The sequence below is a fragment of the Candidatus Binataceae bacterium genome (genome assembly GCA_035294265.1).
GTDB lineage: Bacteria > Desulfobacterota > Binatia > Binatales > Binataceae > DATGLK01.
Genome location: DATGLK010000104.1, coordinates 1 through 12,282 on the forward strand (window position 1 = coordinate 1; position 12,282 = coordinate 12,282).

Here is a 12,282-nt window from a genome sequence, read left to right on the forward strand (position 1 = left end):
TGCTGCCAACCGACGTCGAAATGGTCCAGGTACTTCTGGCAGTTGGCCTTGGTGATGACCGTCCCCACCGGTACGGTGCCATACGGATCCGCCTGCGCGGCGCTAACCAGACCCAGGGAGGCTAGCCCCAGAATAAAAATAAACGTGAATCGGTTACTCATTTTCAATCCCCCGAAAGGAAAGTATGTCCCCCAAAAATGGCGTAAAAGTCCGCTCGAAGAAGGGCGCGGCGAAACTAACAGAACGGAAGGTCGGCGGATCCGGGCGGCGCGATTTTGCGTGCCAGTCGCGGCAGGTCGGCGGGATTGCGGTATAACTCGGCCTCCGCGCGTGGCCTGTTCACGACGCGATGGTCCAGGGTGGCGTCCGCAGGTAACGGCTGAACCGGCATTGAAGCCAACTCGGTTTGCGGCCGACCGCGGTCGAAATCGCTACCCCAGGCACAATTGCTGGCCGTGGCTACCGCCACCGAGATGGGCGTGAGTACGGCGTCAGCTTGGTTCCAGCCGTTGGCAACGAGCGGCACGCTGACCAAGCTTAGACCCAGCAGCAATCGCGCAAGCTTCTGCAATGACATCGCTCCTGTTCACCCCCAAGGGAACAGAATTGACCCGAGATTGATCTGCTTAGCATAAATTTGATCGAAGTATCAAACTTTCAAGACGCCTTTTTTCCGCGTAATTCCGCGACAATTTCGGGAGCTTGACGGACCCGAGCAGATTGTCGAAGGGGTAAACAGTTCGCCAACCACCGACGTCTGAAAGGGTGTGACAAAGGTAGAAACCCGGCCGCTGGAATCCCCGACCGTGCGCAGCTCTTGCTGGCAAGGGCACCGCGGAGGCAAGGCAATGAAAAAATCGCGAATAACTAGAATTGCATTGGCACTGCTCTTGAGCGGAACGATTATCGGGCTGAGCGGTTGTTTTGCCGGCCCCGGGTACTATCCGGGCCCGGCCCCGTACGCCTACCACTATGGCGGATGGGGACGACCGGGTTGGGGTTGGGGTAGACCGGGTTGGGGTGGACCAGGCTGGGGTTGGGGCGGACATGGCTGGGGCGGACATGACTGGGATCGCGACTGAAGCGAGACGCTACGCTGGGCCAGTCGGCGGCGCCGCGCCGCCGACTGACGGAAACTTGCCTCTATTGCCAAGCGGTGTGCCAACCCATTCGGCGATGGCGATAGTGGTGGTTTCGAACCGCCCCTCGGCACCGTGAGCGCGATGTGGGGTCAAAACAACTTCAGCCCTCGGGACGCGCCATATTCGCATTCTCACCCGCACTTGGGGATAGACCTTCAGCATCAGGAACCGCGGCGGGTTGAGCGCAAAATCACGCATGTCGATGGTTTGCTCGCCCTCCAGCAGCAAGCTTTGGTCGTGTGCTTGGGACAGCGTGGCCGCCGCCTCCAACTCGCGCTCAACTCCGTGCAGAAACAACCGCGCGCGGACCTGATAACGTAACCCGCCCAGGCCGCTCACCCTCGTCAGCACTCCACGCACGGTGGGATAGCGGGTCACTTCGAGCTGGCGCGCCAGTTCGCGGTCGTAAAGGAAGTTGCCGGTTTTCAAGGCTTGGCTGGGCACCTCGATTTCGCTGCGCGTGGGGAAGCTCAGATCCAAACCCTCCTTGGTCATCTGAGCATCGATCACGCCGTGGATCGCGCCGGTTTCGACCTCGATCAGATGCAAGCTGGAGCGTGCCCACGCCCACAGGCGCGAGCGCTCGGGAACTATCCGGTATCTCACGGCTGGCTTGAAAACCCGGCCTGCTCGACATCGAACGCATCTCGATATAGCGCGCCTACATCGCGAATTCGCCGCGCGTCGCGCAAGGGGGCCTGATCGTCTTCGATCGCCGCAATGGAAAGGTTCGCTTTCAGGTCTGCAACCGTCCGACCAACAAGGGCATTTTGTCTGTGCCTGGCGCCCTCATGGCATGGGCGGTGTACCGGCACACGGGCAAGAGTCGAGCCCTGCCCAACTCCCGGAGCGCCGCAACCACAAGCTCTGCGTGAGCGCCAGTTCATTCATGGAGACTTATTTTCAGTGAGCCGCGGGCACGCGGCGCCGTCAACGAAAAGCTTACTCCTTCGACAATCATGACGAGTCGAGCGAGTCGTCATCTAATCCAAGGGAGTGAGGCCCGGTTGGCAGGGAGCCGGCTGGGACCGCGGACATTTTCGAAAAAGATCCGGCTTTGATTGATTTCAGGCGTTAGCGCCAGACTTGACGAGCGATCTCGGCGACCAGACGGAGTTTGGCCAACTCTTCGTCCTGAGTCATAACGCTACCGTCGGCTGCGGGCGAAAAACCACATTGAGTGGAAAGAGCCAGCCGCTCAAGCGGAAAATAGCGCGCGGCCTGTTCGATGCGAGCAATCACTTCGGAGCTCGGTTCCAGCGCCGCTCGTTTGGTAGATAGTAAACCCAGGACCGCGACCTTGTCGGGCGCAATTTCGCGTAGCGGCTCGAAGGAGCCGGCACGCCAGTCATCGTACTCCAGCAGAAAGAGGTCGTAGTTGCGAGTGCGCGGAAAAATCTCCCGGGCCAACTTTTCCCAGGGCGCTTCGCTCATCCAGAAACCCTTGTGATTGCTACGGCACATGTGCAAGCCAAAGGTCACGCCGGGGACGGTGGCCAACGCGTCGAGCGCCTCGACCCCTTCCTTGCGCATCCAGTCCCGCATCTTGGGATGCTGTTCCAGGGCGTAGTTGCTGCGCCATTCGTCGTTAAGTGCGCACAATTCGGGAGCGTCAATCTGAACGTAGTTGCAACCTACGGCGGCCAACGCACGCACTTCTTCGCGCAACATCACGGTAGCGTCCGCTAGCAACTCGACCGGATCGGGATAGACGGCCGCCGAGTGCTCGGGCGACCAGCGCGTCAAAAACGCGGTGGGCGCCGGAATGGCAATCTTGAGCGGCTTGGAAGTGCGCGCGCGCGCGTAGCTAAATTCCTCGACTGCGCGCGAGCCGTTGAAAACTAGCTTGCTGGTAATCGGCGTCACCCACGAGATCGTTTCCTGCTCCTGGCGTATGCCATTGACTTGACGCCGCCAATGCAGAGTGCGTTGGGCCGCCTTGGGATCGGGCTGGGCCGCACCTGAGCCGAGGGCGTAGAAAACCGCGCGCCTCATCTCGCCATCGGTTACGACGTCAACCCCCGCGGCCTCCTGCAATGCAAGCGCCTGATCAACCGCGCGGTCTTCGAGCTGCTTGAACTCCTGCTCCGTCATCGAGCCCGCGCGCAGCGCGGCGCGCGCCTGGTTGAGATATGCGGGGCGAATCAACGAACCAATTACCTCAGCGCGGTATATGGTGACCAACTGAAGACTCCTCGCAGCCGCCGCCTGATAGCGACGAACCTGAACCTACTTAATCCAACCGCATAACTCTCGCGGCACGGCCGTGAGAGCATACACCGGCCGACTTTATCGAGGGGCCCATGTCTGGCGCAAGGCGGTTGGTGGCTACCCCACTAGGTCAGCGCCTTTCGTAGCCCTTCGCGATCGAAACCCGCGACTAGGTGCTTGCCCACGCGGGTCAGCGGGCGCTTGATGAGTTGCGGATCGCGCGCCATCAATTCGAGCGCCTGCTCGGGAGTCAGCGTGCGTTCGGCCAAACCGGCAGCCTTATAGGCCGGGCTTTTGGGATTGAGGTATAGGCGCGGGTCATGACCGGCGAACAAGGCACGCAATTCGTCGATAGTCAGCGCGGTCTTGGCGTAATCGCGCTCGGCCAACTCCACTCCCAACTCGGAGCGCACAAACTTGCGCGCTTGCCGACAGGTAGTTCAAGTCGAGCGCCAAAAGAATTGCCCGTTTTTCATCTCAGTGCACTGGCCCCGCGCCGGCATCACCCGGCACGGTGGTGATATGGGTGGAACCCAGCCCGCTGAGCGAGGGACTGGGGGCGCTGTTGAGGGCCTGGGAGGCTGGCGGCGTGGCCGCAACACCGGCAGGAGCGGCGCCGGCCGAGGATGCCGGGGGGCTCGCGGCGACAGCATTGGGGTCGGGCGGAGTCATGGTGGGGCCGCTGAAGTGAATCGGGGTTTGGCCGCTGATCATGGCGGGAGTCAAAACGTAATCGCCGCCCAAGGCACTGCGCCAAATCGTATCAGCGGTCTGGGTGTTGCCGCCGGTGAGAGCATAACCGGCTCCGCCCCCCAAACCGCCCAGGATGGCATAGACCGCCTTGGCCGGGATGTAGCCTACATTGGCCAGCAAGGTGGCGGCGCCAATTCCCACGCCTTTCCAATCTACGCCGCCGTTGGCCGGCTGAGGTACTTGCGCACTGCTAGCCTCGGTCGGAGTTCCATTACTTTGGGCCTGGCACCACGGTGCCACCAGCGTTAGGCTGAGCGCCACCACCGCACCCATCCGCCATTTGCCACTTGCCATTGTTCTATCCTCCACCGCTATAACAACAACTGCTCTAAGGTCACTCGGTTCTGATTATCGCCGCGGCCGGCAGCAGCTCGACCAGGTAGTCAAAGGCCGCCGCCATCATCGCCTGATCCTTGGATTCCAGCGTCAGTTTCACCCGATAGGGTGCATCGTCGCCCATGGTCGGATACGAACCCAACATCAGGGCTGGAAAGCGCCGCAGGCAGTCGTCGAGGTGAGGCGCGATCAGACTTTCACTCACAGCGAGGTAGATTGTCCGACAGAAATAGGGGGCGGCGGCCAAGCGCGGGCTCAGTGCGCGCAGCTTGGCCTCAAAAAGTTGCGGTACTCCCGGCAAAATAAAGACATTCTCGACCTGAACGGTGGGAAAGCCAATTTCGCCACCGGCATTGAGTATTGCGCCTTGTGGCACCTCGGCCATCCTGAGACTGGCGGGCAGGGGCGATCCATGGGCACGCCGGCGAATGCGCTCTTCCAGCTCCGGATGACGTTCCAGGCGACGGCCAAAGGCCCGCGCTACGCCCGCCATCGTCACGTCGTCAGGGGTAGGACCTACGCCACCCGAAGTCAGTACCACATCAAAGAGCCGAGCGCAGGCGGCAACTTCCTGGGCGATGGCGTCCACTTCGTCGGCCACCACCGCGATTCGACTCAAGCTGGCACCTAAGGCGCGCAACTCGCGCGCAGCAAAATAGGCGTTGCTGTCACGGACCTTGCCCGAGAGGATCTCGTTGCCAATTACGACTAATGCGCAAGTCCGTTCTTGTGTCACCCGACCACCGCCCCTTGACGCACATTATCGCAATCGTGCCGCCACTTGGGCAAGATCTTGTCGATCTCGCGCCCGACTCGCGTCCTGTTCCGATTTGCGTCAGACTCCAGCCTGCTCGATGTCGGCAGCCTGGGTCTTGATAAAATCTTTCAAGCGCTGTTTGAGTCTGGTTTCGATTTGACGCACCCGCTCCCGGCTGATGCCGAAGCGCGCGCCGATCTCCTGAAGGGTCAGGGGTTGCTCGGCAAGCAGGCGAAGGTTGAAGATTTCCAACTCTTTGTCGCGCAGGGTTGCAGCAAACTGAGCCACCTTATCGCGGGCAAACTCCTGCCATTCAGCATGGGCGGTGGCTTCCTCGGGATTGCGCGCCGTATCGGGCAGGACGTCGAGTAAACGGGTATCTTCGTCACTACCGGTAGGCTGCTCCAGCGACATCTCACTGGACCCCATTCGCTCCTGCATCTCGCGCACCTCGCCCTCCTTCACCCCGATACGTTGGGCAAGCAAGCGAGGTTGCGGTACAAAACCTTCGGCCTCCAGGCGTGCGCTCTCCTTGCGTAGGTTGAAGAACAACTTGCGTTGGGCCTGGGTAGTCCCAATCTTGACCAGCCGCCAATTGTTCATCAGATATCGGATGATATAAGCGCGAACCCACCACACCGCGTAAGACGGGAAGCGAATCCCCCGGTACGGATCGAAGCTCTTGACCGCCTCCATCAGGCCGACGTTGCCCTCTTGGATCAGATCGAGCAGCAGACGCGAGGCGCGCACGAACTCGTGCGCGATCTTAACCACTAGGCGCAGATTGGCGGTAACCAGGCGCAATGCGTCCTGAGGGTCGTGGGTGGCGTTATAACGGCGGGCAATTTCGGCCTCTTCTTCGCGGCTCAAGAGGGGAAAGCGACGAATTTCGGCCAAGTAGCGACTGAGCGGGTCATACACCACCAGCTCGCCACCGGCTGATGGCGGTTCCGCTCCTGGCTCTTCGTCCTCCAGCAGCACGTCATCGTGGGGTTGCGCGACCGTGAGTTCGGGAGCGTAGTCGGGCCCGAGCTCCTCTTCATCGAGGACCTGGGCCTGGCCGGTCAGCTCAATCTCGGGTTTGGAATGTATTTTCGCCCGCCCCTTGGCGGCAGCATCGACCCGCCGCGCGAGCCTTTTCTTCGGCACGCAGATTCCCCTGTACAATACCACCCGCATCGCCTCGGGCTGGGGGCCCGGGGCCGATATACCATGGGTTTAACGCGAGGGCTTTTCAGCTAACACCTTCTGCGCGGCGATTTCGCGCAGGGCGGTGACCAGTTCCTTATTGTCCGATTCGACCAACGGGCGCGCGCCCTTAAGCAACTGTTTAGCTCGCTGAGCGGCAACCAGGACCAGCTCGAAGCGGTTGGGAACGGATTGGAGACAATCTTCCACCGTAATTCGCGCCATAAAATTAATTGTCCAACGGCCTGAAGCGCAAGTCAATCATCAAAACATCTAACCAAAACATAATGAATCGCAAGGATTTTTAGGTGTCCAACGCTTGCGCTAGCTCCCGCAACCGGCTCACCAGTTCCTCCGGATCGGCCACCCGATACTGTGCCCAACTCGGCCTTTGTGGGCTGCCGACCAGGACGGTTATGCCTTGCTCGCGCAGCAACTCGAACGGCGCTTCATCCGTCAGGTCATCACCACAGTAAATCGGCAGCGGTTGGTCGGGCACCTGCGCAAGCAGTGCCCGGACCGCCTGTCCCTTATCGGCTCCCGCAGGCAACGCTTCGAGTACCATCTTGCCCTCACTTAAGCGTAAAGGCGGCGACAGGCTGGCAATCTTGGCCCGCAGATCCGTGCATAGCGCTTCGGCCAGCGGAGCTGGCGCCAAACGATAGTGAAGAGCCACCGACCATTTTTTCTGCTCGATAACAAATCCGCGACCGGCCGGAACATGGTCGGCCAGCCAACTTCGCAGCTCGGCGAGCGCCGGGATGGCGTGAGCGAGATTGGGAGCTAAGCGGCTTCGGCCGTCGGGTCCCATCAGTTCCAGACCGTGACTGCCCGCGAAGTACAATCCTGAGCTGACGCCTAGCAGCGTGCGCACTACATCGATGTCGCGACCGCTCACAATCGCGATCTGGCACCACCGGGGTCGGGCGACCAGGCGTTCGATTACCTCGCGTGCACCCGCGACCGGATAGGCCTGATTGAGGGCAGGGGTAATTTGGGACAGAGTACCATCATAATCCAGACAAATTAGGAGGTGACGCCCAGCGGCGCGTTCAAACAGCAGGCCTGGTGGAAGTGGGCGGGGCAGACTAGTTGGCGGCGGCATAGCGGTCTGACGCGGGTCGCGCCGCTGCCAACAGCTTTAGGAAACCTTGCGCCCAACTGTCGAGATCGTTGGCTGATACGCGCGCTCTAAGCGCCCGCATGCGCGTCCGCTGCTCGCGTGGCTCCATCCCCAGGCCCTGGCGCAAAGCGGCCGCAATCGCCTCGGCGTCGTAGGGATTAACCACCAGGGCCTCGCGCAGCTCCTGGGCCGCGCCGGCAAATTCACTGAGCACCAGCATGCCGTCCTCCGCGACTCTGGTCGCCACATATTCCTTGGCCACCAGATTCATCCCATCTCGTAGAGGTGTGACTAGCGCGATATCAGCGGCGCTGTAAAAGGCGGTCAGTTCCTCGATCTCGAATTGATCGTAATAATAGCGAATGGGCACCCAGCCTTCAGTGGAGAAGCGTCCCAACGTGCGCCCAATAGCCTCATCGAGTTGGCGCTTGAGCTCGACATATTCGTCCATTCGGGTGCGCGAGGGCACCGCTATCTGGACAAAGGCTACGCGGCGGCGATATTCGGGGCAGATTTCCAAAAAACGCTCGAAAGCGCGCATGCGCTCCAGCAGACCCTTGGTATAATCCAGCCGATCGACGCCCAGAATGATATAGGGGGTGCCCAATCCGGCCCGAATCTGGGCCGCACGGGCCTGGACTTTAGGGCTGGTGGCGAGGGTGGCAAAATGGTCGGCGGGAACCCCCAGAGGGAATGCCCCCACCTGAATCCGGCGCCCTTGGTAGCTTATCTCGCGCTTGCGCCGATCGACCTCCAGGCCGGCGATAGTTTCGCAGCAGTCCAGAAAATGGTCGGCGTAGGCGTCGATGTGAAACCCAATCAAATCGGCCCCGAGCATCCCCTCCAACAACTCGCGCCGCCAGGGGAAAATGCGAAAAATAGTCTCGGGCGGAAAGGGTACGTGCCAGAACAAACCAATTGGTAACTCGGGGCGACGCTGACGCAGCAACGCGGGGACCAGAGCGAGGTGAAAATCCTGAATCCAGACCTGATCGGAAGGCCGGCACTGGGTGCTGGCGAGTTGGGCAAAAAGGCTGTTGACATGACGGTAGCTGCCCCAGTAACTAGCCCGGAAGCGACAGTTCTGGGTCATTAGATGCATCAGCGGCCATAGTCCGCAGTTGCACATCCCGTAGTAGTAGTTGCTGATTTCGCGCTCGCCCAAGGCGGGAAACATCATGGTGAAGCGCGGATCGTCCGCCGGCAGCATCAGCGGCGCGGGTGTCTTGTTGCTGCCCGCCCAAGCGATCCACAAGCCTCCACGCCGCTCCAGCAGCCGCATGAAGGTCGCACCCACCCCCCCCACGGTCGGCTCGATGCGCTGCATTCCGTCCTCAGCGATAACCCGCACCGGAGCCCGATTGGACAGCACCACTAAACGCGAATCTCCGCTTTGGCCACCGCCGCTAGGAATGCCCGCCGGAAACCCATTGGCTATCTGTGCAACCATCATGACACCGCCTGACGGCCCGGACGCAGCCTGCTGGAATTGTGCGGAATTCGGCTGGAGCGAAGCGCTAACTGTGTCTTAATTCTAATCCGTGAGCGGTGGACCGACAACGAATTACTTGCTGACGCTAGCTTAAATCTCGATGTTGTCACGGGCCGAACCACCATCGACGCAAATTACCGAAAGATGGACGCGTTCACCGATCGGTCACCAGCACGGGTCGTGCCAGAGCCACGTTTATTGCAATCCGCGCCGACCAGTGCCCCCATAGCTCGGATGGTTCCAAAGATTGCCGCGCAATCTCGTGGCAAAAATGCCCTAATCCAGCGCTTGAGGCCGAGCGCGCAATGGGCGCCGACCAAATTGCGTCCATCATGAAAGATGTAGTAATTGGGGTAATCCGACTGGTGGATTCACCAACTGGGCGATCCGATGGATGAGACAGGATAGGAGCCCGTTGTTATGTGCATCCCATTTCAGGCGGCGCACTCATCTCGCCCAAACTGAACTAGCAGCATCATGCCGGTGGTACCGCCGGCTCAGGAAAGAGGAGCGCGTTACGTTCGGGTTACTTTCGGCTTAATCCCTGCGGAAAAACGGCGCAGCTCATAAGCTTCTCAAAACCGCGGCTGGTCTTAAGCTCGAAGACCAGCCGTGATTTAAACTTCTCGTGCCCGCCGGCGGACCTACTTGCCCGGGGGCGGCGTCATTCTCAAATAAGGGCGCAGCTCCTTGTAGCCTTTGGGAAACTTCTGCTTAAGTTCCGCAGGATCCTGGATCGCAGGCGAAATCACCACGTCATCGCCCTGTTTCCAATCCACCGGAGTTGAGACCTGAAACTTATCGGTCAGCTGCAGCGAATCGATTACCCGTAGAATCTCGCTGAAGTTGCGCCCTGTGCTGGGCGGGTAGGTGATACTTAGCCGCAGCTTCTTTTGCGGATCGATCACGAAGACCGTGCGCACGGTGACCGCGGCGTTGGCCTCGGGATGGATCATGTCATACAGACTCGACACCTTATGGTCGGCGTCGGCCAAAATCGGATAGTTCAGCTTCGCATGCTGGGTTTCTTCGATATCCCCTATCCAGCGCTTATGCGAATCCACGTCGTCTACGCTCAGGGCGATTACTTTTACCCCGCGCTTGTCAAATTCCGGCTTAAGCTTGGCCACCGAACCCAATTCCGTGGTGCACACCGGAGTAAAGTCCTTGGGATGGGAAAACAAAACCGCCCAGTTATTTCCGATCCAGTCGTGAAAATGAATCGGACCTTCAGTCGATTGCTGGGTGAAATCAGGCACCGTCTGTCCTAAGTGCAGAGCCATTGGTTGATCCTCCCGTGCAAATCTAAACTCGATTGGCGGCTAAACCAACCGATCAATGAACAAAAAATGCGAGCACCGAGACCGATTCGTTCGTACTATTGAAAACCTAACTAAGTTGGCTTATTAAGTCAAGAATTAAAATTTACCCAGCCGCACGATCGATCCAGACCTCCAGACCATGGCGCAAAGCCGCTTCTCCAAGGGCGGGTCAAATCGCAGGGCCCCAACGTCGCGCGCGCGGCCATCCCACCGAGTGCCGGAAGAGTAGCCCTTAGCTACGCCGGCGCTTTTGCGCTCGGGCGGCGCGCCGATTGGCCCGCAAACGCTTTTCGCGCCGCTTGCGCCGCCGTTTGATCTCGCGCCGACGTTCAGTTGCCATGACTGCTTGCCTCCTTATCCAATGTGACTTGATGCTCGACCTTGGCTCCCGAAGATAGATGGATTCCTGGGTCCAGAATATAGGGCCGGCCGTAGCCGGAGAGATTCTCCACGTAGATGTCGTAATCGCCTGGATCCAGAGTGAATTGGTGGCTGGGGGAGGGGCCATCGGTGGCAACCTGCCGCTGAGTCCCATGGTGGAAAATTACAACCCGAGTTTTTCCATCGATCGGCTGTTTATCCACGGTGGTAAGCACACGCAGTTGGGCGGGAATCTGCTGCTTGAGCGCAATGTGCGCCACTCCTCCGGCGGTCAGGGTAACCCCGGGCCAGAAATAGCCTTGAGGGGGAGCCGCGACCGCGACATCGACCTTGCCGGGTGCGAACAACCAGGTTCCCCCAGTCTTGAATTGTGCCAGCTGATGATGCGGGGCACGAGAGTCGGTCACGGTGACGGGAAAATTGCGCTCGTGGCCGTTTACGTCCAGCGCGGTGATATGGAGCGCGGCGACGTTGTCGATTTTAACCGTCAGCGTGCGCCCGGCTGCGATCTGCAATCCGCCCCGTTCAATGTTGCCTCCGATCACCGGCAACACAAGCTCATACTCGCCCGGTGGCAGGCTAACTTCCCCGCCCGCGACGACCTGGCCGACCTGCTGGCCAGCGGGTGTCATGATAGCGGCGGCAGGCTGCACCGGAACTCCCTGGACATTGGGCAGCATCAGCTTAAGCTTACCGCTGGCGGCAGCAGCCAATTGGGTGCTGAGCACAAAGGTCAGCGCCACGGCCAGCGTGTACTGCCCTACCTGCGTTGCGATTAAGGCACGCCTCCTCGGGTATGAGCGGACCATGCCAGCTCCGGTTTTCGTTAGACCAGCCCGGTTGGTTTGCTATTCGTCAAGCAGGCTTGCGTAATAGCGCCAACGCCCCTCGATCCCGAAGGCGTCGGAGGCTTGGAGGGCCAAATCCTCCGGACTCATTCCACGCGGAGTACCGACCGTCCAACCCCACATTGTCATCCGCGCCTGATGCTCCAACCAGATGGCGTTGATGACCACTTCCTCTACGCTAGCGCCCACGATGGTGATGCCGTGGTTGCGCAGATGGACGATCTTTTTATCCCCCAGCACGCGCGCCACTTCCGACCCTTGCGCCGTGGTAGTCACCTTGCGCGCGGAGGGGTAGACGGGAATAGTGCCCTGACTAACCACTGAGGCCATCACGCCTTGCATAGGCAAAATCGGCTTGCCCACGTCGCCGAAGACCGTGGCAATGGGCTGATGGGTATGCACCACTGCGCTGACGTCGGGCCGGACCTTATAGATCTCGGTGTGCAGCTTGGTTTCGTCGGGCGGCTGAAACTTGCCCTCCAGGTGACGTCCCTCCAGATCGACCAGGCTGACTTGCTCCCAGGTCATGTGGAGTTGATTGCCTTGCTCGAAGCCGCGCGCGCGGATCAGCACCAAATCGCGCCCTGGGATGCGCGCGCTGACATGGCCGAGGTAATCGACCAGTTGTTGCTGGGCCAGTATACGGCATCCCAGCGCGATTTTCTCGCGCAAGGCCCGCACCGGAGCGGCGTCGAGATCGAACTGGCTGGCCATCGGTTTCACCCTTTT

General features: G+C 60.1%; 13 protein-coding genes and 1 pseudogene. 1 reads left to right on the forward strand and 13 read right to left on the reverse strand.

Features of this window, described 5'->3' with window-relative positions:
• Window positions 1-235 precede the first annotated feature (235 nt).
• Window positions 236-577, reverse strand: coding sequence for a hypothetical protein (locus tag VKV28_16480; GenBank protein HLH78399.1), 342 nt, complete (start codon window positions 575-577; stop codon window positions 236-238).
• A 271-nt stretch (window positions 578-848) separates the two neighbouring features.
• On the opposite strand from VKV28_16480, the gene VKV28_16485 reads away from it, so the two are divergent.
• Window positions 849-1,082 carry a hypothetical protein gene (locus VKV28_16485; GenBank protein HLH78400.1) on the forward strand — a complete coding sequence of 78 codons (234 nt, stop codon included), beginning with the start codon at window positions 849-851 and terminating at the stop codon, window positions 1,080-1,082.
• A 9-nt stretch (window positions 1,083-1,091) separates the two neighbouring features.
• On the opposite strand, the gene VKV28_16490 is transcribed toward VKV28_16485, so the two are convergent.
• The 12 genes and pseudogenes from VKV28_16490 to VKV28_16545 all read right to left on the reverse strand — a co-directional run bounded on the left by VKV28_16490 (window position 1,092) and on the right by VKV28_16545 (window position 12,267).
• Window positions 1,092-1,748, reverse strand: coding sequence for a YceI family protein (locus VKV28_16490; GenBank protein ID HLH78401.1), 657 nt, complete (start codon window positions 1,746-1,748; stop codon window positions 1,092-1,094).
• 468 nt (window positions 1,749-2,216) lie between these two features.
• A complete protein-coding gene (locus VKV28_16495; protein HLH78402.1) occupies window positions 2,217-3,326 on the reverse strand; it encodes a cobalamin-independent methionine synthase II family protein in 1,110 nt (369 codons plus the stop codon).
• Window positions 3,327-3,478: 152 nt separating this feature from the next.
• A pseudogene (locus VKV28_16500) lies at window positions 3,479-3,781 on the reverse strand (ArsC/Spx/MgsR family protein).
• Window positions 3,782-3,830: 49 nt separating this feature from the next.
• Window positions 3,831-4,400: a hypothetical protein gene (locus VKV28_16505; GenBank protein HLH78403.1), complete on the reverse strand. Its 570-nt coding sequence runs from the start codon at window positions 4,398-4,400 to the stop codon at window positions 3,831-3,833.
• A gap of 40 nt (window positions 4,401-4,440) precedes the next feature.
• Entirely contained in the window at window positions 4,441-5,178 is a 738-nt protein-coding gene (locus VKV28_16510; GenBank protein ID HLH78404.1) for a competence/damage-inducible protein A, read from the reverse strand.
• A 99-nt stretch (window positions 5,179-5,277) separates the two neighbouring features.
• Window positions 5,278-6,348 (reverse strand): RNA polymerase factor sigma-32, encoded by a 1,071-nt coding sequence (locus VKV28_16515; GenBank protein ID HLH78405.1) that lies wholly within the window; start codon window positions 6,346-6,348, stop codon window positions 5,278-5,280.
• A 69-nt stretch (window positions 6,349-6,417) separates the two neighbouring features.
• Window positions 6,418-6,612, reverse strand: coding sequence for a DNA-directed RNA polymerase subunit omega (gene rpoZ, locus VKV28_16520; GenBank protein ID HLH78406.1), 195 nt, complete (start codon window positions 6,610-6,612; stop codon window positions 6,418-6,420).
• Window positions 6,613-6,691: 79 nt separating this feature from the next.
• Window positions 6,692-7,492: a trehalose-phosphatase gene (gene otsB / locus VKV28_16525; GenBank protein ID HLH78407.1), complete on the reverse strand. Its 801-nt coding sequence runs from the start codon at window positions 7,490-7,492 to the stop codon at window positions 6,692-6,694.
• Complete coding sequence (locus tag VKV28_16530) at window positions 7,476-8,963, reverse strand: trehalose-6-phosphate synthase (GenBank protein HLH78408.1); 1,488 nt, start codon at window positions 8,961-8,963, stop codon at window positions 7,476-7,478. Before VKV28_16530 ends, otsB begins: the two co-directional genes overlap by 17 nt.
• Before the next feature lie 683 nt (window positions 8,964-9,646).
• Window positions 9,647-10,285 carry a peroxiredoxin gene (locus VKV28_16535; GenBank protein HLH78409.1) on the reverse strand — a complete coding sequence of 213 codons (639 nt, stop codon included), beginning with the start codon at window positions 10,283-10,285 and terminating at the stop codon, window positions 9,647-9,649.
• 368 nt (window positions 10,286-10,653) lie between these two features.
• Complete coding sequence (locus tag VKV28_16540) at window positions 10,654-11,514, reverse strand: hypothetical protein (protein HLH78410.1); 861 nt, start codon at window positions 11,512-11,514, stop codon at window positions 10,654-10,656.
• A 39-nt stretch (window positions 11,515-11,553) separates the two neighbouring features.
• Window positions 11,554-12,267, reverse strand: coding sequence for a class II aldolase/adducin family protein (locus tag VKV28_16545; protein ID HLH78411.1), 714 nt, complete (start codon window positions 12,265-12,267; stop codon window positions 11,554-11,556).
• Window positions 12,268-12,282 lie beyond the last annotated feature (15 nt).